Here is a 20782-nt window from a genome sequence, read left to right as displayed (position 1 = left end):
GCGCACGGCACACCTGCGCGCAGCGCCTGGACCCCGCGACGCCTGTGCCGGACGCCTGCCGCCGCTCCGGCGCCCCGCACCATGCCGCCGCCGTGGGGGTCCCGGGGCGAACCGCTCTGTCAAGGCGCTTCACCGACGGCAGGGGCTGTCGGCAGGGCCTGCTCCACCCAGATGGTCTTGCCGGTGGGCGTGTAGCGCGTGCCCCATTGCTGCGCGACCTGGGCGACGATGAACAGGCCGCGGCCGCTCTCGTCGTCAGCCGCGGCATGGCGCAGATGGGGTGAGGTGTGCCCTGTGTCGTCGACCTCGCAAATGAGGGTTTGGTCGCGGATGAGCCGGACGTGGATCGGCCCGGCGGCGTAGCGGATGGCGTTGGTGACCAACTCACTGACGATGAGTTCGGTGGTGAACGACAGCTCGTCCAATCCCCACGCTCCGAGTTGTCCCGTGGCCATGGTGCGGGCGTTGCCGACCATCGCCGGCTCTGCGGCCAGTTCCCACACAGCCACCCGGTGATCGTCGAGCATCCGTGTGCGTACGAGGAGCAGGACCGCGTCGTCGTTCGCCGGCCCCGGCACCAGGGTCGCGACTGCACGGTCACAGAGCTCTTCCAAGGGACGCCCGGACCGGGCGAGGACTTCGGCAAGCAGGCCGAGTCCGACGTCGAGGTCGTCGGCGGCCGTCTGGACGAGGCCGTCGGTGAAGAGGGCGACAAGGCTGCCCCGCGGCAGCTGGAATTCCGCGGTCTCATAAGGCAGGCCACTCAGTCCCAGCGGAGGGCCCAGCGGGAGCTCCGGGTAGGTGGTGGCGCCACTGTCCGGCAGGACGACCGCAACGAGCGCATGGCCGGCACGTGCCATGCTGCACTGTCCCGACACCGGGTCGTACACCGCGTACAGGCATGTCACCCCCAGGGCTTCGTCATCCCCGGGCCGCGTGCCGCCTGCGCCCTGAGCGGCCGCCTGCTCCTTGGCGGTCTGGCCGACCAGGTCGCCCAGGCGCGACAGGAGTTCGTCCGGGGCGAGGTCCAGGCGGGCGAGGACGCGTACGCCGGTACGCAGGCGCCCCATGGTGGCTGCGGCGAGCAGTCCGTGGCCGATCACCTCTCCGACGACCAGGCCGACACGGGTGCCCGACAGCGGGATGACGTCGAACCAGTCACCGCCCACCCCGGACCGGCTGTCGGCGGGCACATAGCGGCTCGCCATCTCGACGGCGGTCCGCTGCGGCAGCCGGTGAGGCAGCAGGATGCGTTGAAGCCTGAGGGCCGCGGTGTGTTCGCGTGTGACGATCAGCATCAGCACGACGCCGAGCAGCAGGGCGCCGAGGCCCACGACGGTCACCCCGCCCGTCTGCCCGATGAACGGCAGATTGATGGAGGTCTCGCCGTAGTCGGGGGCGGCGTAGACGCCGAAGGCCGCGTAGCAGAAGAGAAAGAGCATCGTGAGCCCGCCCAGACCCGGCAGCAGGCCCTTGAACAGGAAGTCCCGGCGGCTGCGGGTGAGCACCTTGCGGAAGTACCAGACACAGGCGAAGCCGGTGAGGCCGTAGTAGAACGCGATCGCGAGGCCGACCGACCCGATGGAGTCGGCCAGGACGTTGCGGCTGAATGTCGTCAGGAGGACGAAAAAGCCGACGGAGGCCAGGCCCAAGCTGACGGTCGACCATGTCGGGGTGAGGTATCTGCGGTGCACGCGGGCGAATCGGGAGGGGATGGCCTTGTGCGCGGCCATGGAGAAGACGGTTCGGGCCATCGGGAGGATGGTGGTCTGGGTGGAGGCCGCTGCAGAGGTCAGCACCATGAGGATCAGCAGTTTGGACAGGGCGGGCCCGGGGCCCTGACTGCCGAAGACTGCGTTGCCCAGGCCCGAGAGCACATCGCCCTCGTTCGCCTTGTTGCCCAGTCCGATGCCGGCGGAGCCGATCCCGGCAAAAGCCTGCGCCGAGGTGGCGACCAGGGCGTAGAGGAGCAGCAGGAGCACAACGGAGATGACGGCGGCGCGCCCGGGAATGCGCGTGCTGTCCGCGGTCTCCTCGTTGACCGTGACGGCGGTGTCCCAGCCCCAGTAGATGAAGACGGCCGCGAGGACGCCCGAGGTCAGCGCTTCGGCCGATGGCACGTAAAAGGGGTTGAACCAGGCGGCGGAGACATGGATCGCCGTCTCGGGGGAGCTGGTGTAGACCCTGACCAGGGCGGTGACGGCGAACAGCACCAGTACGGCCACCTCGATGAACAGCAGCCAGCACTGAACGGCAGCCGAGATCTTGATGCCGACGTAACAGATCGCGGTCATCAGGATGATCCAGGCGACGCCCGCGATGGTGGTCCACACCCTGCTCTGGGTGAGTGAGTCGTAGCCCAGGAGCCGAAAACTGTAGATGCCGGCGATCTCGGCGAGGTTCGCCATGACGATGATGTCGGCGACGATGATGCCCCAGCCGCCCATCCAGCCCGTGCGCGGGCCGAAGGCACGGGTCGCCCAGGTGAAGGTGGTCCCGCAGTCGGCGTTGCTCGCGTTGAGTTCCTTGTAGGCGTACGCGATCAGCAGCATCGGGACGAACGCCAGCATCGTGATGACCGGGGCCTGCAGGCCGACGGCCGCCACGATGAGGCCGAGCGTGGCCGCGAGGCTGTATGCCGGGGCGGTGGACGCCAGGCCGATGGCAACGGAGGACCACGGTCCCAGGGCACCGGATTTGAGCCCTTTCCTACCCGCGCCTGAGCCGAGCGCGAGCCGCGAGCCGGACGCAGCACGGCTACGGAAGAGCTTCACACCGGATGCCAGCCTCCTCATTTGCCTTCCGATCACCATTTTCGCCGCAGGCGAGGAGGCCTGCCACGGGAGACCGGCTGGATGATCGAGGCCGCTGTCGGCAGGGGCCTCGGGGCCGGGAGAGTGGGGGTACCCGAGGAGTTGTTGGGCTTCGGCCCGGTGGGCGCGTCGGCTACCTCGACGGCGCCGCACCGCTCGGCCCGGCCTCGGCCGCGCTCGCCCTTGCTGCGGCCATTCTCAACGCGGCCTTCGGCTACTGCCCCGGTGGCGAGATGTACCTGTTCATCCCCCGCTTCCGAAGCGCCTGAGCCCTTGATCGCCGCGACGGGCGTGCGACCGGGCATGGTGATGGCCGCGCGGTTGGCGCAGGTGGCGGGGCCGACGGGTCGGCTCCCAGGCCATAGGATCCCTTCAGGATGTCTTCAGTGGCCTGGACCGTGCCCGTGCGCCGGGCCTGTACGCCGTAAGCGTCTTTCACTTCTTCCGGAGAGTGCGGTACGCAGCCACGAGGGCGGCGGTGGAGGGGTCGAGGCCGGGGACGTCCGTCCCTTCGGTGAGCGCGGGTTCCACGCGCCTGGGCTGCAAGTGCTGCAGCTCCTTTGCGCGGTGGTCCTCAAGGGCCGTCCACTGCGGGCGGTGCGTGAGCTGGGACGGGTCAGACATGACGGGGGTTCTCCTCGGTGGCGTCCCCGCGCAGGGCGACGGCGTACATCTCGTCCGCGTCGAGGCGGCGCAGCTCCTCGGCGATCAGCTCGGAGGTGCTGCGCACCTTCAGGGCCAGGGTGCGCGAGGGCTGGCCCGGCAGGGACAGGGTGGCCAGTGGACCGTCGGGGCGGTCGATCACGATCTCGCCGCTCTCTGTACCGAGCCGTACGGCCGTCACGACCGGCCCGGCGGTGACGATGCGCTCGACCGGGACCTGGAGCCGGGCCTCCAGCCAGCGGGCCAGCAGCTCGGCGCTCGGGTTCTCGGCCTCGCTCTCCACGGCGGCCGACACGACCTTCTTGCGGGCCTGGTCCAGCGCCGCTGCCAACATCGAGCGCCACGGTGTCAGCCGGGTCCACGCCAGGTCGGTGTCGCCGGGCGCGTACGAGGAGACGCGGGCCTCCAGGGCCACGAGTGGGGCCTCGACGGCGTACATGTCGGTGATCCGCCGCTGTGCCAGGGCGCCCAACGAGTCCTTGGCCGGGACGTCGGGGGCGTCCACCGGCCACCAGACGACGACCGGCGCGTCCGGCAGCAGCAGCGGCAGGACCACCGAGTCGGCGTGGTCGGAGACCTCACCGTACGTCCGCAGGACGACCGTCTCGCCGGTGCCCGCGTCCGAGCCGACCCGCACCTCTGCGTCCAGGCGGGAGTTCGTGCGGTCGCGCGGGGTGCGTGCGACGCGTTTGATGACGACAAGGGTGCGCGAGGGATGCTCGCGCGAGGCCTCCTCGGCCGCCTTGATCGAGTCGTAGGCGTTCTCCTCGTCGGTCACGATGACCATCGTGAGGACCATGCCCACGGCGGGAGTGCCGATGGCACGGCGCCCCTGCACGAGCGCCTTGTTGATCTTGCTTGCCGTGGTGTCGGTCAGATCGATCTTCATGGCCTGCGCCAGCTCCGTCCGTCTCGTGCGAGCATCTCGTGGGCTTCTTCGGGACCCCAGCTGCCCGAGGCATACGGCGCGGGTTTGCCGTGCGCGTCCCAGTACCCCTCGATCGGGTCGAGGATCTTCCAGGACTCTTCCACCTCCTGGTGACGGGGAAAGAGATTGGCGTCGCCGAGCAGCACATCCAGGATGAGGCGTTCGTACGCCTCCGGGCTGGACTCGGTGAAGGATTCGCCGTACGCGAAGTCCATCGTGACGTCCCGGATCTCCATCGACGTACCCGGCACCTTCGATCCGAAGCGCACCGTCATGCCCTCGTCGGGCTGGACACGGATGACGATCGCGTTCGCGCCGAGCTCCTCGGTGGCGGTCGAGTCGAAGGGGGAGTGGGGCGCGCGCTGGAAGACGACCGCGATCTCGGTGACGCGGCGGCCGAGGCGCTTTCCGGTGCGCAGATAGAAGGGGACGCCCGCCCAGCGGCGGTTGTCGACCTCCAGCTTGACGGCCGCGTAGGTGTCGGTCGTCGACCCGGGGTCGATGCCGTCCTCCTGCAGGTAGCCGCGCACCTTCTCGCCACCCTGCCAGCTCGCCGCGTACTGCCCGCGCACCGTGTGCTCGCCCAGGTTCTCCGGCAGCTTCACGGCCTTGAGGACCTTCAGCTTCTCGGTGAGCAGCGACTCCGCGTCGAAGGCGGCCGGCTCCTCCATGGCGGTCAGCGCCATGAGCTGGAGGAGGTGGTTCTGGATGACGTCACGGGCCGAGCCGATGCCGTCGTAATATCCGGCGCGACCGCCGATGCCGATGTCCTCGGCCATCGTGATCTGCACGTGGTCGACGTAGCTGCGGTTCCAGACGGGTTCGTACATCTGGTTGGCGAAGCGAAGCGCCAGGATGTTCTGGACCGTCTCCTTGCCGAGGTAATGGTCGATACGGAACACCTGGTCCGGGTCGAACACCTCGTGCACGATCGTGTTCAGCTCGCGCGCGCTGGCCAGGTCGTGGCCGAACGGCTTCTCGATGACCGCGCGCCGCCAGGAACCCTCCGGCGCGTCCGCGAGGCCGTGCTTCTTGAGCTGCTGGACGACCTTGGGGAAGAACTTCGGCGGTACGGAGAGGTAGAAGGCGTAGTTGCCACTGGTGCCCCGAGACGCGTCCAGCTCATCGACCTCGGCGCGAAGTTGCTTGAACGCCGTGTCGTCGTCGAAGTCGCCCGGGATGAACCGCATGCCCTCGGCCAGCTGCTGCCAGACCTCCTCGCGGAACTCCGTGCGGGAATGCTCGCGTACCGAGTCGTGCACCACCTGCGCGAAGTCCTGGTCCTCCCACTCGCGCCGGGCGAATCCGAGGAGCGAGAAGCCCGGCGGGAGCAGGCCCCGGTTGGCGAGGTCGTAGACGGCGGGCATCAGCTTCTTGCGGGAGAGGTCGCCGGTGACGCCGAAGATGACGAGGCCGGAGGGGCCCGCGATTCGAGGGAGGCGGCGGTCGCGGGGGTCGCGGAGCGGGTTGCTCCATTCGAGGGCCGGGACGGTGGCGCTCCCGTCGGCCGTCGCGTCGCCGGATGCGGCGATCATGCCGCCCGGTTCCACGGCCTCGTCACCGGATGCCTCCGCCGCGGTGTGCGCATCCTGCGCGGCACCGTCGGGAAGCGTCTCGCGCTCGCTCATTCCCCCTCAACTCCCTTGCTGCTCAGCGGGGTCGCAACCGCGCCCAGCAGGTCCTCCCAGGCTGCCTCGAACTTCGATACGCCCTCGTCCTCCAGCTGCTTCACGACCTCGTCGTACGAGATCCCGAGCCGCTCGACGGCTGCGAGGTCGGCGCGGGCCTGGGCGTAGCGCCGGTCACCGAGTCCCCGTGGACGCCGCCGTGGTCGGCTGTGGCGTCAAGGGTCGCCTCCGGCATGGTGTTGACCGTGCCGGGCGCGACCAGCTCGTCGACGTACAGGGTGTCCTTGTACGCGGGGTCCTTGACGCCCGTCGACGCCCACAGGGGGCGCTGCTTGTTGGCGCTCGCGGTGGCAAGGGCGGTCCAGCGGTCGGCAGCGAAGACGTCCTCGTACTCCTCGTACGCGAGACGGGCGTTGGCGAGCGCGGCCTTGCCCTTGAGCGCGAGCGCCTCGTCCGTGCCGACCTTCGCAAGGCGCTTGTCGATCTCGCTGTCGACGCGGGAGACGAAGAACGAGGCGACCGAGTGGATGGTGGACAGGTCCATGCCCGCCGCCTGCGCCTTCTCCAGGCCCGACAGGTACGCGTCCATGACCTCGCGGTAGCGCTCCAGCGAGAAGATCAGCGTGACGTTGACGCTGATGCCGAGGCCGATGGCCTCGGTGATCGCCGGGAGACCTGCCTTTGTCGCCGGTATCTTGATCATCACGTTCGGGCGGTCGACCAGCCATCCGAGCTGCTTGGCCTCGGCGACAGTCGCCGCGGTGTCGTGGGCGAAGCGCGGGTCCACCTCGATGGAGACCCGGCCGTCGCGGCCGCCGGTCGCGTCGTACACCGGCCGCAGGATGTCGGCGGCGGCACGGACGTCGGCGGTGGTCATCATGCGGACGGCCTCGTCGACCGTGACGCCGCGCACGGCGAGGTCGGCCAGCTGCTCCTCGTACCCCTCTCCGGAACCGATGGCGGCCTGGAAGATCGAGGGGTTGGTGGTGACGCCCACCACGTGCTTCCGCTCGACGAGTTCGGCGAGGTTGCCGGATGTGATCCGCTTGCGGGACAGATCGTCCAGCCAGACGGAAACACCTTCCTCGGAAAGGGCCTTGAGGGGTTCGGCGGTGTTGCTCACAGTGATCATCTTCTTTCTGGCGGTCTGATCAACCACGCGCTGCGGCAAGAGATTCCCGCGCGGCGGAGGCGACGTTCTCGGCGGTGAAGCCGTACTCGGCGAACAGGGTCCTGGCGTCGGCGGACGCGCCGAAGTGCTCGAGGGAGACGACGCGTCCGGCGTCACCGACGTACCGGTACCAGGTCAGGCCGATCCCCGCCTCGACGGCCACGCGGGCCTTCACGGACGCCGGAAGCACACTCGCGCGGTACTCCGCGGACTGCTCCTCGAACCACTCGACGGACGGCATCGACACGACACGCGTACCGACCCCCTCGGCCTCGAGCAGTTCACGCGCCGCGACGGCGAGCTGCACCTCGGAACCGGTGGCGATGAGGATGACGTCAGGGTTCTCGGCAGAGGAGTCGCGCAGGACGTAACCACCCTTGACCGCCTCGGGGTTCGCCTCGTACGTCGGCACACCCTGGCGCGTGAGCGCGAGGCCGTGCGGAGCCGGGTTCGTGGCGTGCCGCTTGAGGATCTCGGACCAGGCGAGCGCGGTCTCGTTGGCGTCGGCCGGACGGACGATGTTCAGGCCCGGGATGGCGCGCAGCGAGGCCAGGTGCTCGACCGGCTGGTGGGTCGGACCGTCCTCGCCGAGACCGATCGAGTCGTGCGTCCACACGTACGTCACCGGGAGCTGCATCAGCGCGGACAGGCGCACGGCGTTGCGCATGTAGTCCGAGAAGACCAGGAAGGTGCCTCCGTAGATGCGGGTGTTGCCGTGCAGCGCGATGCCGTTCATCTCGGCGGCCATCGAGTGCTCGCGGATACCGAAGTGGACCGTGCGGCCGTACAGGTCGGCCTCCGGCAGCGGATTGCCCTTCGGCAGGAAGGAGCTGGTCTTGTCGATCGTGGTGTTGTTCGAGCCGGCGAGGTCGGCCGAGCCGCCCCAGAGCTCGGGGATCACACCGCCGAGCACCTGCAGCACCTTGCCGGACGCGGCACGGGTCGCGACGGATGTGCCCGCCTCGAACTGCGGCAGAGCAGCCTCCCAGCCCTCGGGCAGCCGACCGGCGACGACGCGGTCGAACAGCTTGGCGTGCTCGGGGTCGGCGGTGCGCCACTCGGCGATCTGCTTGTCCCAGGCGGCGTGCGCCTCGGCGCCGCGGTCGAGGGCCTCGCGGGCGTGGGCCAGTACCTCGGGCTCCACCTGGAAGGTCTGCTCCGGGTCGAAGCCCAGGACCCGCTTGGTGGCCGCGATCTCGTCGGCGCCGAGCGCCGCACCGTGCGAAGCCTCGGTGTTCTGCGCGTTCGGGGCGGGCCAGGCGATGATCGTGCGCATCGCGATGATCGAGGGGCGCCCGGTCTCCGCACGGGCGGCGGTCAGCGCTCCGTACAGCGCTCGGACGTCGATGTCGCCGTCGGCCGAGGGTTCGATCCGCTGGACGTGCCAGCCGTACGCCTCGTACCGCTTCAGGACGTCCTCGGAGAAGGCGGTTGCCGTGTCGCCCTCGATGGAGATGTGGTTGTCGTCGTAGACGAAGACGAGGTTGCCGAGCTTCTGGTGCCCCGCGAGGGACGAGGCCTCGGCGGAGATGCCCTCCTCCAGGTCGCCGTCCGAGACGATCGCCCAGATGGTGTGGTCGAAGGGGGACTCACCCTCCGGCGCCTCGGGGTCGAACAGGCCGCGCTCGTAGCGGGCGGCCATCGCCATGCCCACGGCGTTCGCGACACCCTGGCCGAGCGGACCGGTGGTCGTCTCGACGCCCGCGGTGTGCCCGTACTCAGGGTGACCGGGCGTCTTCGAACCGTGCGTACGGAACGCCTTCAGATCGTCCAGGTCCAGCTCGTACCCGGAGAGGAACAGCTGGGTGTACAGGGTCAGCGAGGTGTGGCCCGGGGAGAGGACGAAGCGGTCGCGGCCGGTCCACTCCGGGTCGGCCGGGTCATGCCGCATCACCTTCTGAAAGAGGGTGTACGCGGCGGGCGCCAGGCTCATCGCGGTGCCCGGATGGCCGTTTCCGACCTTCTGTACGGCATCGGCCGCCAGCAGGCGGGCTGTGTCGACGGCACGCCGGTCGAGTCCGGTCCACTCGAATCCGTCAGGGAAGCTGTCGGGTATCTGCGTGCTCATCTTCAAGAAGTCCTCGATTGGAGCGGGGAAACTGCTCTGATGCGTTCAAATCTAAAAGTATGACTTTTGCCGGGGAAGGTGCCCCAGTGTCAGCCTTCGGTGAAAGTGGGACAGCGAGTGCCGTACCGAGCCGACGCGAGAGGGACATGGCAGACAGAACGGGCCAAGAGGGCGAGGGGATCAAGACCTTTCCCTTCCCCACGAATCTGAGCGTCTCCGGCGTAGGTATGCAGGTCGGCCCCATGGATCCCGGCCGGACCTGGCATGCGGACGCGCCTTTGGAGCGCGTGCACCGCGTCGACTTCCACGTGGTGATGCTGTTCCACGGCGAGCCCGTCAGACACATGATCGACTTCGCCGAGTACGAGGTCTCCGCCGGCGATCTCCTCTGGATCCGCCCAGGCCAGGTGCACCGCTTCTCCCCCACGGCCGGGTACCGCGGGACCGTCCTGACCATGCAGCCCGGCTTCCTGCCCCGGGCGACCGTCGAGGCGACGGGCCTCTACCGCTATGACCAGCCCCCGCTGCTGCGCCCCGACGCGGATCAGCTGACCGCCCTCGAACACTCCCTCGCCCAGTTGGAGCGCGAGTACGTCGACACGACCACGCTGCCGCTGAGCCTCCACACCGCGGTGCTCCGGCACTCCCTGACCGCGTTCCTGCTCCGCCTGGCCCACCTCGCAGCGAGCTCCGCCGAGACGGCACGCGAACAGACCGGCACCACCTTCACCCGCTTCCGGGACGCGGTCGAGAAGGGCTTCGCCACCAATCACAGCGTCAGCGCGTATGCGGACGCCCTCGGCTACTCCCGCCGCACCCTCGTCCGCGCGGTGCGCGCGGCCACCGGCAAGACCCCCAAGGGGTTCATCGACACACGCGTCGTCCTCGAGGCCCGACGCCTACTGGCCCACACGGACATGCCGATCGGCCGCATCGGCGCCTCGGTGGGCTTTCCCGACGCGGCCAACTTCTCGAAGTTCTTCCATCAGCACACCGGGACGACTCCAGTGGCGTTCCGGGCGGAGCTGCGCTGTGCAGGCGTCACGCCGTCGCGGAAAGTCAGGGCGTCGGCGCCCGATTCACCGGTCTGACAACCCTGTGCGCCGACGAGGGCGCCGGCTGAGGCCATGGCGTTGTCGACGACGTTCGCGAAGTCGTTCGGCATGCAGCGGCCGGTCGCATCGCCGCCGATCGGCGGGTCCGCCGGTGGCGCGCCGACGGTGGCCGTCTCTCGCGGTGCGGGCGGGCCGACGACGGGTTCGAACTCGCCCGGCAACTGCTGTCCGGGCCCGACCTGCGCGGCGGTGCGCGCAGGTCGGGCCGCCGACCGGGCGACGCGTTAGGCTCATTTTGTAGGCACGCGTTGCCGGTTCGCTCTGCAAAGGGCTCTATGCGCCGCCCCTTTTCCCCGCTCCGCCTCGGCCGAAGCCCTAGGAGCCAGTGGCCCCGGAAGAGGGGTGCCGCACTGCGCGACAGTCATCGGCACCACGCCGCCCGGGGGCCCGCCCGGACTGGCGACCACGACCGGCGAGGCCGCCGTTCGCCAGGACGGTTCCGAGGCACTCGCGACGAGCCCCACGTTCGGTCGTCCACCTCACGCGTCCGTACTCGAAGGAGGTGCGCCCGGTATGGATTCGGAACGTGCAGGCCGTTTGGTGTCGGCGCTTCGTGCCCGTGGCGTGATGGCCCATCTCGTAGAGGCGGGCGTCTACGAGTTCGGGATCCGGGTCGTCCTCGACGAGGGGATCGAGGCGCTGTGGGACGTCGACGGGGCCTCGGGGCTCGACGCGGAGATCGTCAGCGACGGAGTGCTCATCGGCTTCGTACCTCATGTGTCCGGTTCGGAGAGCTTCACCGAAGAGCAGCTCGTGGAGAGCATCGCGACGACGCGGTACTCGGCGGAAGGGCTCCGCCCGCCCAGCGACACGCCCGCCCCGACCGCGCCCCCGGCCGGCGAGGCTGCGCCGTCGCCCGCTCCTGCGGTCCCCCGCCAGTCGCCCGCTACCAGCGCCGGGCGCACTGGATCCGGCGAGGCGACAAGGACGGTCCCCGGCGCTGACAAGGCATGCGGCGCATCGCCCGACGCGCCCGCCTCCGACGCGGCGGGCCGCCGTCTCGTCACAGCGGAGCTCGCACTTCTTCGACCGACGGCAGGGCGGGGTGGTGCGAGGAGATCGGAGCCGGCTGGTCGCGCGCGACGCGGCCCGTCCCCGATTCGGCCCTTCCCGGATCGTGCCCGAGCCGGTGGCGGGTGACGATGGCTGGTGACAGCGCTGCGGAACGGGTTCGGCGGGCGACATGAAGCATGGTGAGGGGCAGGACGCCGGGATCTCCGGCCGGCTGGACCGCAGGCTCTTCCTTGCCGCAGCGGGCGGGGCGGTGGTCGGCGGCGTGGCGGTGGCCGGTTGCCACTCGTCCGGGGCCGGGGGGACCGGAAACGGGTCCACTCCGCCCGGCGCCTCCCACCGCACCGAGGAAGCGGACAGGGCTCGGGCCGCGGACTCCGACTGGCGTATCCGTTCGGTGGGCCCGCCCGAAGCCATCGAGGGCTATGCCGACAAGGTGAGCGTGCTGCCGGGTGAGGAGTTCGGCATGTACGTCTCCACCACCGCCCCAGCGTTCCGGGTCTCGGCCTACCGCGTCGGCTGGTACGACGGGGCGCAGGCACGACTGATCTGGCGTTCGCACCGTGTTTCCGGGTCGGTCCAGGCCCACCCCCGGCCTGCTCCAGGTCACCCGGACCGTACGTGCGGACTGGCGACGCACACTCCGTGTCCGCACCAGCGGCTGGCCGGAGGGCGCGTATCTGCTCCGGCTGGACTCGGACAACGGCCATCAGCGTTATGTGCCGCTCATCGTCCGCTCGGCGAGCGCGGCGGGCAGAATCGTGCTGATGCACGCCGTAGCAACATGGCAGGCGTACAACACGTGGGGCGGCTACAGCCTTTACCAGGGCGAAAACGGCGCATACAGCACGCGGTCGCTCGCCGTCAGTTTCGACCGCCCCTATGACCGCAATGGCGCCGAGAAGTTCATGGTGTACGAACGGGCGGCGGTGGTCCTGGCAGAGAAGCTGGGCCTCCCGCTCGCCTACACCACAGGCACGGACATCCATCGCGACCCCAGCATTCTCGAAAACGCCGCCGGAGCTCTCTCACTGGGACACGACGAGTACTGGACGCCCCAGCAACGGGTTCACGTCACCCGGGCACGTGACGCGGGCACCAACGTGGCCTTCCTCGGCGCCAACGCCTGCTTCCGCAGGGTCAGGCTGGAGCCGGACTCCACCGGCGCCGACCGCATTGTCGTCTGCTACAAGACCGATTACCGGAACGACCCGTACCTCGCCGACCACCCGGACATGCCGACCAACGACTTCCGCCTGCCACCCGGCGCCTCCCCCGAGTCGTCCCTGACGGGCGTCCTCTACGAGGGCTATCCGGTGGACGCCCCGTATGTCGTCCAGCGGAGCGACCACTGGCTCTTCGAGGGGACGGGCGTGAAGCGAGGAGACTCCTTCGAGCACCTGGTGGGGGTGGAGTACGACCGGGTCTCTCCGGACATGCCCGCCCCGGCGCCGCTCGAGATCATCGCCCATTCCCCTCTCGTCTGCGAGGGCAGACACAGTTATTCCGACTCCGCCTACTACATCGTGCCGAGCGGAGCGGGCGTCTTCGCCTCCGGAACGATGCGGTGGGTCGAGGCTCTGATGGCGGGGACCCGCGAGAACGGACGCAACCACGGCATGGACGCCCGTGCGGGAGCTTTCGTCACCCGCGCGACGGAGAACCTGCTCCACGCGTTCGCGGCGGGCCCGTGCGGCCGGAGCAGGCCGAAGCCCAGGGACAACGTGCGGGACGTATACGCGTCCGCACCACGCTGACGTCGTGATCGATCGCCCAGGTCACCCGCTCGCTCTGGCTCTGTGCGAGGACGTCACTGTCGGATCGGGCAGTGCGGCCTCGTCGCCGGCCGCTCGCTGCGACAGCTTCGCCGGCATGTCCTCGCCGAGCGAACCTGTCGCGCGCATCCCGTGAGTGGTCGAGTCGTCGCAGGATGCCAGGCGGCCAGTCGTTCCAAGCCACTACTGGGCTCTGCGCCCTGCCCCGACATGCGGTGGGACCGCTCGGCCCGGGCGGCCGTTGTGCCGGGCCGCCCCGGGCTCGTCGTTGCTGCCACGTCAGCTCTGGTCCCCGATCCTCGCGGTCCTGCTGACCCACTGGGACAGGGTGAGCTGCGTGGGTGCCACATGGCGGCGTTCGGCCTGGCTCTCCCTGGACGTCCCCTGGTATCGGCCGGTGCTGTCGGCCAGGGCGTCGCGGAGCAGGGACAGGTGTACGGGCAGGGCTGCACGGAAGTCGTCCTCGTCCCGGCAGGGGGGGCAGGTCGCCGGTCGTTCACTGATTGCGCGGTGCTTCTCGGATGCCGTGAGCATGAGAGGGGGTCCTTCCTGTGCTGGGGTTCGCCCTGCGCGGTCGTCGCGGCCGCGTGGGGCGTGGTGAGCTGGGCCCAGTCGCTCGGCAGCAGGGCTGCCGGACCGGGCAGAACGAGAGGGAGGCCCACCGGGGCTGCAAGGGTTCCGGCGGAACTGCGGATGATGGCGTCGAGGGCGGCGCCGAGCAGTCCGGCGGTGGTGAGGTGGGGGGCGGTACCGCAGATCACACGGGTGACGCCGGGAGTGGAGAGTGTGTGGTCCGGTGATGCGAGGACGGGACCGTCCGGCCACCGAAGAGAGCGGCGACGCAGGCCGCGGTCAAGGATGCGAGCACGCAGTGTGATCGGCGCGCGGTGCGCGGCTTGATCGGTTCGGCGTTGTACCGCTTGGTCGGGCAGTGGGCTTCGATCATGGCGAAACCTCCGTTCGCCTTCTCACTTTCGCCCAGGAACGGCCTCTCGCGCGTCGTCCCCCCGCAGCGATTCCCGGCTACCACGGCTGCGGTATCCGCCGCGCCTGCCTACGACTGAACCGACATGCACATACCGCACCGACGGTTACTCGGACGCCTGTGAACGCCCGGGCTCCGTAGCCGGGCCGACAGATTCCGTTGCTGGACTGACCAGGCCGCACTGATAGGCGATGACGACGAGCTGGGCCCGGTCACGAGCCGCCAGCTTGGTCATGGCCCGGTTGACGTGGGTCTTGGCAGTCAGTGGACTCACGAACAATTGTTCTGCAATCTCGTCGTTCGACAGCCCCAGGGCCGCCAACCCCACGACATCGCGTTCCCGCCGCGTCAGGCACTCCAGCCGCTCGTGCACGTCCGCCGGGCACGGGTCCGGCTGCGCGAGAAAACGCTTGATCAGCGCACGCGTCGCCGACGGGGACAGCAGTGCCTCGCCGGCGGCGATCGTGCGGACGGCGTCGAGAAGTTCCTCGGGCCGGGCCCCCTTGCCGAGAAAACCGCTCGCACCGGCGCGCAGAGCCTCGGCGACGTGCTCGTCGTCCTCGAAGGTGGTCAGGATGAGCACCTTCACTGCTGAGAGGTCCTCGGACTCGCTGATGAGCCGTGTGGCGTCGAGGCCGTCCATCTCCGGCATGCGGATATCCATCAGGACCACATGCGGACGCTCCGCACGCGCCAGTTCCAGCGCCTCCTGCCCATTGGACGCCTCTCCCACCGTCTCCATGTCGTCCGTGGAGTCGAACAGCATCCTGAAGGTGCCCCGCAGCAGGGCCTGGTCATCCGCAAGCAGTACGCGAATCGTCATGCCCGTCTCTCCTCGGTGGTTTGCCCATTACCAGGCCCGGACGCAGCGGCAGTTCGGCCGTCACGGTGAAGCCGCCCTCCGGACGCTCTCCCGCGTACAGCCAGCCCCCGACCGTGGAAGCGCGCTCACGCATTCCGATCAGCCCGTGGCCCGTCCCCGGTTGGGCGCGGTTCCCTCCGGCCCGTCCGTCGTCCTCGACGGTGATCGTCAGCCGCTCTGGGCGGTAGTGCAGGAACAACCGGGCGTGGTCGGCGCCGGCATGCTTGTGCACATTGGTCAGAGCCTCCTGCACGATCCGGTACGCGGCCAGGTCGACCGTCGGCGCCAGTGGTTCGACGATGCCCCGCCGGGTATGGCTCACGGTCAGGCCGGCGCGTTCGAACGACGCCAGAAGCGCCGGTACGCGCGCCAGGCCCGGCATCGGATCACGCGGCGCCACCGGATCGCCGGACTGCCGCAGCAGTCCCACGGTCACCCGTAGTTCGTCCAGCGCGGACCGGCTGGTGTCCCGGATGTCCTCCAGAGCGGCCAGGATCTGTTCCGGTCGCCGTTCCACCAGGTGGACGGCGACGCCTGCCTGAGCGTTGATCAAGGCGATGTGGTGCGCGACGATGTCATGCAGCTCGCGCGCGATCCGCACCCGTTCGGCCGCCACCCGCTGCTGCGCCTCCTGCTCACGCGTGCGCTCCGCGTGTTCCGCCCGCTCCTCCACGGCCGCCACATAGGCGCGACGTGAGCGCACCCCGTCCCCGACAGCAGCCGGCAGCGCCGTCCACGCCAGCATCGCCGCGTTGTCGGGGGCCAGCCATGAGTGCGGGTCGCACAGCACGGCGGCGCCCACCAGTACGACGGCCGAGAACGATGCCGCAGCCCAGGTGGCACGCCGGTCGGTCAGCGCGGCCACGTTGTAGACCGACACCAGGACCGGGCTGATCACCAACGGGCTCTCCCGAATCCCGAGTATCTGAAAGGCCACCCCGCAGGCAACTGCGACGGCCAGTACGCCGAAGGGGTAACGGCGCCGCCATACCAACGCGGCGCAGCCGATACCCGCCAGCACCACGACAGGCCACCGCAGGGCGAACTGGTGCCCATGCCGTACGACCGAGGCAGCCGCGACCGACAGCACGAACAGCAGCGCCACGCCCAGTGCCTCCACCACACCGATCCGGGGCCGCGGCCCCCGTTTCCAACCGCTGATGACCGCCATGGTCACCACGGTAGGGTCGACGGCCGCATCGGGCATCGTCTGGCGTGGCAGGGGCGCACCGACAGACTTTGCATGATCATGCGAGATTATGCATACTCTTCCTATGTCTAAGGTCCTCACCTCCCTTCCCGCCGGCGAGCGCGTCGGTATCGCCTTCTCGGGCGGCCTCGACACCTCGGTCGCGGTCGCGTGGATGCGCGACAAGGGCGCCATCCCATGCACCTACACCGCCGACATCGGCCAGTACGACGAGCCCGACATCGCCTCGGTGCCGGGCCGCGCGAAGACCTACGGTGCCGAGATCGCGCGCCTGGTCGACTGCCGCGCGGCGCTGGTCGAGGAGGGTCTGGCCGCGCTCACCTGCGGGGCGTTCCATATCCGCTCGGGCGGGCGTGCCTACTTCAACACCACGCCGCTCGGCCGCGCCGTCACGGGCACCCTCCTGGTCCGGGCGATGCTCGAGGACGACGTACAGATCTGGGGCGACGGCTCGACCTTCAAGGGCAACGACATCGAGCGGTTCTACCGGTACGGCCTGCTCGCCAACCCGCACCTGCGCATCTACAAGCCGTGGCTCGACGCGGACTTCGTGACCGAGCTCGGCGGCCGCAAGGAAATGTCGGAGTGGCTGCTCGCCCATGACCTCCCGTACCGCGACAGCACCGAGAAGGCCTACTCCACCGACGCCAACATCTGGGGCGCCACCCACGAGGCCAAGACCCTGGAGCACCTCGACACCGGCGTCGAGACCGTGGAGCCGATCATGGGCGTGCGGTTCTGGGACCCCTCCGTCGAGATCGCCACCGAGGACGTGACGATCGGCTTCGACCAGGGCCGCCCGGTGACGATCAACGGCAAGGAGTTCGCCTCCCCCGTCGACCTGGTGATGGAGGCGAACGCCATCGGCGGCCGCCACGGCATGGGCATGTCCGACCAGATCGAGAACCGGATCATCGAGGCCAAGAGCCGCGGCATCTACGAGGCGCCCGGCATGGCCCTGCTGCACGCGGCGTACGAGCGTCTGGTCAACGCGATCCACAACGAGGACACGCTCGCCCAGTACCACAACGAGGGACGGCGCCTCGGCCGGCTGATGTACGAGGGCCGCTGGCTGGACCCGCAGGCGCTGATGGTGCGCGAGTCGCTGCAGCGCTGGGTCGGCGCGGCCGTCACCGGCGAGGTGATGCTGCGGCTGCGGCGCGGTGAGGACTACTCGATCCTCGACACCACGGGCCCGGCGTTCAGCTACCACCCGGACAAGCTGTCCATGGAGCGCACCGAGGACTCGGCGTTCGGCCCGGTGGACCGCATCGGCCAGCTCACCATGCGCAACCTCGACATCGCCGACTCGCGCGCCAAGCTGGAGCAGTACGCCGGGCTCGGTCTGATCGGCACCGGCAGCCCCGCCATCGGTGCCGCCCAAGCGGCCGCGACCGGACTGATCGGCACGATGCCGGAGGGCGGCGCCGAGGCCATCGCCTCCCGCGGCGAGGTCTCCGGTGACGACGAGATGCTGGACCGCGCCGCGATGGAGTTCGGCACGGACTGACCAGCCCCGTCGAGCGGAAGGCTCGGCACCCCCGCGGGGGATGCACCACCGGAAAGGCCGGCTCGGCGCCAACGGCGCCGAGCCGACCTTTTCCGTCACCCGGGGCCTGTGGTCAGGATCGGAGGCGCTGTCGCACCGATGTCGTGCAGGTCTTCTCCAACCAGCCCGCCTACGAGTTCGAGGACAGCCGTCGGACCGGTCACATGGACGACAATCGGGTGCCGGGCGCGTGCGAGGGGCCCGGCATGCGCCCGAGTGCCTCGACGCCGGCTTCGATGTCCGTGCCGTCTCTCTCGCCGCGCACCGGCTCGGGTCGAGGCCCCGGCATGACCGTACGAGGACCGGGATTCCGGCCTGCGGAACGACGCGCTCCGCCACAGGTGCAGCAGCCGCCGCACGAGCCGGATGGCGTGCGTTGATCAACGGACATAACCTGCCCGGGAGTATCGATTTTTCACCGTGTGCCCGAATGGTGGAAGGGTTGAGAGTCTTGAGCGCCCGTAATGTCGAGCAGGAACCCCTGGAGCCCGGAGTGGGGCCCGCCACCGAGGGGGATCCTGAGTTCCACCCCTACCACCACCCTGCTGCAGGCTGGGGCGCGGCCAAGAGCGTGAGCCGTTTCCTGGTGCGCGAGGGCGCGCTGGTGGACGGCCCTCGGGCAATCACGCGGATGAACCATGAGAACACCGGGTTCGACTGCCCCGGATGCGCGTGGCCGGACGACACCAAGGGGCTGCACCTGGACATCTGCGAGAACGGAATCAAGCACGTCACCTGGGAGATGACCCGCAAGCGGGTCGGGCGCGAGTTCTTCGCCACCCACTCGGTGACCGAGCTGTCCGGGTGGAGCGACCACGACCTCGAGAACCAGGGGCGGTTGACCGAACCCATGGTCTACGACCCCGATTCGGACCACTACGTCCCGATCAGCTGGAAGGACGCGTTCGAGGTGACCGGCCGTGCTCTGCGCGGACTGGACAACCCGAATCAGGCATCGTTCTACACATCCGGCCGACTCGGCAACGAGGCCACCTTCCTCTACCAGTTGATGGCCCGTGAACTGGGCACGAACAACCTGCCGGACTGCTCCAACATGTGTCACGAGGCCAGCGGTCGCGCCCTCCAGGCGTCCCTGGGCACCGGCAAGGGGACCGTCGACCTCAAGGACTGGGAAACCGCCGACGCGCTGTTCATCCTGGGAGTCAATGCCGCCTCCAACGCGCCCCGGATGCTCACCGCCCTCTCCGAGGCTCACCACCGTGGCGCCCAGATCGTGCACATCAATCCGCTGGTCGAAGCAGCCGCCACACGCACCATCGTCCCCCACGACTTCATGGACATGGCCCTCTTCAAGACGACCCGGACCAGCACCCTGAACCTGCAGCCGCGCATCGGCGGCGACATGGCTCTTCTGCGCGGCATGGCCAAGGCGGTCCTGGAGCAGTCCGCAACCGACCCCAAGGCTCTGGACCGGGAGTTCATCGACCGCCACACCACCGGCTTCGAGGAATACCGCGCGCTGTGCGAAGCCACGTCGTGGGCGGAAATCGAGAACCAGTCCGGGCTGAGCCGCGCCGACGTCCTCGAAGCCGCGCGCGTGTACGGCGAGGCCGACCGCAGCATCGTCAGCTGGTGCCTGGGCATCAGTCAGCACGAGCACGGCGTCGACACCGTCCGGGAGATCGTCAATGTGCTTCTGCTCCGCGGCAATCTGGGACGCGAAGGAGCGGGCCCCTCCCCCGTACGAGGGCACAGCAACGTCCAGGGCAACCGCACCTGCGGCATCGACCACCGCCCCGCGGACGAGTTCCTGGACCGCCTCGCCGAGGTCTGCAATATCGAGCCGCCCCGTGAGCACGGTCTGGACACCGTCCACACGGTCAAGGCGATGCACAGCGGTGATGTGAAGGTGTTCGTCGGTATGGGTGGCAACTTCGCCCTCGCGGCGCCCGACACCCCGTACACCTACGCGGCGCTGCGCAACTGCGACCTCACCGTCCAGGTGAGCACCAAGCTGAACCGCAGCCACGTCGTCCACGGCCGCCAGGCCCTCATCCTGCCGTGTCTCGGCCGTACCGAGAAGGACCATCAGCGCAAGGGCATCCAGAGCATGTCCGTCGAGGACTCGATGAGCATGGTCCACCTGTCGATCGGCATGAAACGCCCCGCCTCACCACACCTGCTGTCCGAGCCGGCCATCATCGCCGGCCTGGCCAGGGCCGCCCTACCCGACAGCGCCACGCCTTGGGACTGGTACATCGAGGACTACGACCGTATCCGGGACACCATGGCCCAGGCCCTGGACGGTTTCGAGGACTTCAACCGCCGCGTGCGCCTGCCCCTCGGCTTCCGCATCAAGCAGCCCGCCCGTGAGCTGGTGTTCCTCACCCCGTCCGGACGCGCCGAGTTCTCCACCGCCGTCCTGCCCGACGTCGTTCCCGCCCCCGGCACCCTGGCGCTGGGCACCATGCGGTCCCACGATCAGTGGAACACCACCATCTACTCCGACAACGACCGCTACCGCGGCATCAAGAACCTGCGCACGCTCGTCTTCATGAACAGGGCCGACATGCGCGAACGCGCCATCGCAGACCTCGGCCCCGTCGACATCACGAGCACCGCGAAGGACGGCAGTCAGCGGTCCCTCAACGGCTACCTCGCCATCCCTTACGACATCCCCCGCGGCTGCGCAGCCGGCTACATGCCTGAGATGAACGTGCTGTGCGCGCTCAGCGACTACAGCACCCAGAGTGACCAGCCGATCATGAAGCACGTCAAGGTCACCATCGGCCCCGCCGCCTGAGCAGGGAGCGCTCACGGGCGGGGCTCCGCGCACCATCACCGCCACCGGACGAGCCGCTCCAGGAGAAGGTAGGCACGCTGCTCCGCGGCGACGAGTTCGGTGGGGTCGATCTCCGCGCCGGCCAGAGCTCGCCCGCCGCGGCGTCGGCCGTACGGAATGACCCGTATGCCGAGCCGGGTATTGCCTGGCTCGCCTCGCGAAGAAGGCTCCGCGAGCCGGCGGAGGGGCATGTGACCGTTG

At 69.3% G+C, this 20782-nt stretch carries 15 protein-coding genes and 1 pseudogene; 6 read left to right on the top strand and 10 right to left on the bottom strand.

Going from position 1 to position 20782, the window contains the following annotated elements; all coding sequences use genetic code 11:
* Positions 1-119: 119 nt before the first annotated feature.
* Positions 120-2795 (bottom strand): amino acid permease, encoded by a 2676-nt coding sequence (locus GA0115254_RS28110; protein WP_093898094.1) that lies wholly within the window; start codon positions 2793-2795, stop codon positions 120-122.
* On the opposite strand from GA0115254_RS28110, the gene GA0115254_RS47825 reads away from it, so the two are divergent.
* Positions 2780-3082: a DUF4395 family protein gene (locus GA0115254_RS47825; RefSeq protein WP_093898178.1), complete on the top strand. Its 303-nt coding sequence runs from the start codon at positions 2780-2782 to the stop codon at positions 3080-3082. The genes GA0115254_RS28110 and GA0115254_RS47825 overlap by 16 nt on opposite strands.
* A 166-nt stretch (positions 3083-3248) precedes the next feature.
* On the opposite strand, the gene GA0115254_RS28100 is transcribed toward GA0115254_RS47825, so the two are convergent.
* From GA0115254_RS28100 to tkt, 5 genes and pseudogenes are all read right to left on the bottom strand, one after another.
* The gene (locus tag GA0115254_RS28100) at positions 3249-3437 is read right to left on the bottom strand and encodes a hypothetical protein (RefSeq protein WP_093898093.1); all 189 of its coding nucleotides are present in this window, start codon (positions 3435-3437) and stop codon (positions 3249-3251) included.
* Entirely contained in the window at positions 3430-4365 is a 936-nt protein-coding gene (gene opcA / locus GA0115254_RS28095) for a glucose-6-phosphate dehydrogenase assembly protein OpcA (protein WP_093898092.1), read from the bottom strand. Before opcA ends, GA0115254_RS28100 begins: the two co-directional genes overlap by 8 nt.
* Positions 4362-5939: a glucose-6-phosphate dehydrogenase gene (gene zwf, locus GA0115254_RS28090; protein ID WP_370740961.1), complete on the bottom strand. Its 1578-nt coding sequence runs from the start codon at positions 5937-5939 to the stop codon at positions 4362-4364. The genes opcA and zwf overlap by 4 nt, the downstream gene beginning before the upstream one ends.
* Positions 5940-6028: 89 nt before the next feature.
* Positions 6029-7164 (bottom strand): annotated as a pseudogene (gene tal / locus GA0115254_RS28085) (transaldolase).
* Positions 7165-7183: 19 nt separating this feature from the next.
* Positions 7184-9271 carry a transketolase gene (gene tkt, locus GA0115254_RS28080; protein ID WP_093898090.1) on the bottom strand — a complete coding sequence of 696 codons (2088 nt, stop codon included), beginning with the start codon at positions 9269-9271 and terminating at the stop codon, positions 7184-7186.
* Between the two features lie 146 nt (positions 9272-9417).
* On the opposite strand from tkt, the gene GA0115254_RS28075 reads away from it, so the two are divergent.
* The 3 genes from GA0115254_RS28075 (at position 9418) to GA0115254_RS28065 (ending at position 13154) form a co-directional block, all read left to right on the top strand.
* Complete coding sequence (locus GA0115254_RS28075; RefSeq protein ID WP_093898089.1) at positions 9418-10362, top strand: helix-turn-helix domain-containing protein; 945 nt, start codon at positions 9418-9420, stop codon at positions 10360-10362.
* A gap of 537 nt (positions 10363-10899) precedes the next feature.
* Complete coding sequence (locus GA0115254_RS44750; RefSeq protein WP_176740322.1) at positions 10900-11526, top strand: hypothetical protein; 627 nt, start codon at positions 10900-10902, stop codon at positions 11524-11526.
* A gap of 434 nt (positions 11527-11960) precedes the next feature.
* On the top strand, positions 11961-13154 hold the full coding sequence (locus tag GA0115254_RS28065; RefSeq protein WP_256102815.1) for a N,N-dimethylformamidase beta subunit family domain-containing protein: 1194 nt from the start codon (positions 11961-11963) through the stop codon (positions 13152-13154).
* 297 nt (positions 13155-13451) lie between these two features.
* Here the strand turns inward: GA0115254_RS28065 and GA0115254_RS28060 are convergent, their stop codons facing one another.
* The 3 genes from GA0115254_RS28060 to GA0115254_RS28045 form a co-directional block, all read right to left on the bottom strand.
* A complete protein-coding gene (locus tag GA0115254_RS28060; protein ID WP_093898088.1) occupies positions 13452-13706 on the bottom strand; it encodes a hypothetical protein in 255 nt (84 codons plus the stop codon).
* Positions 13707-14263: 557 nt separating this feature from the next.
* Complete coding sequence (locus GA0115254_RS28050) at positions 14264-14980, bottom strand: response regulator transcription factor (RefSeq protein WP_093898086.1); 717 nt, start codon at positions 14978-14980, stop codon at positions 14264-14266.
* The gene (locus GA0115254_RS28045; protein ID WP_093898177.1) at positions 14952-16190 is read right to left on the bottom strand and encodes a sensor histidine kinase; all 1239 of its coding nucleotides are present in this window, start codon (positions 16188-16190) and stop codon (positions 14952-14954) included. Before GA0115254_RS28045 ends, GA0115254_RS28050 begins: the two co-directional genes overlap by 29 nt.
* Before the next feature lie 103 nt (positions 16191-16293).
* On the opposite strand from GA0115254_RS28045, the gene argG reads away from it, so the two are divergent.
* Both argG and GA0115254_RS28035 read left to right on the top strand, forming a co-directional pair.
* Positions 16294-17739: an argininosuccinate synthase gene (gene argG / locus GA0115254_RS28040; protein ID WP_093898085.1), complete on the top strand. Its 1446-nt coding sequence runs from the start codon at positions 16294-16296 to the stop codon at positions 17737-17739.
* A gap of 469 nt (positions 17740-18208) precedes the next feature.
* Positions 18209-20542 carry an FdhF/YdeP family oxidoreductase gene (locus tag GA0115254_RS28035; RefSeq protein WP_093898084.1) on the top strand — a complete coding sequence of 778 codons (2334 nt, stop codon included), beginning with the start codon at positions 18209-18211 and terminating at the stop codon, positions 20540-20542.
* A gap of 35 nt (positions 20543-20577) precedes the next feature.
* Here GA0115254_RS28035 and GA0115254_RS28030 read toward each other — a convergent pair whose 3' ends face one another.
* A complete protein-coding gene (locus GA0115254_RS28030; RefSeq protein WP_141720921.1) occupies positions 20578-20772 on the bottom strand; it encodes a hypothetical protein in 195 nt (64 codons plus the stop codon).
* Between the last annotated feature and the right edge of the window lie 10 nt (positions 20773-20782).

The sequence above is a fragment of the Streptomyces sp. Ncost-T10-10d genome, assembly GCF_900091955.1.
In the GTDB taxonomy this organism is placed as follows: domain Bacteria; phylum Actinomycetota; class Actinomycetes; order Streptomycetales; family Streptomycetaceae; genus Streptomyces.
This window is presented reverse-complemented; position numbering and strand designations above follow the sequence as displayed.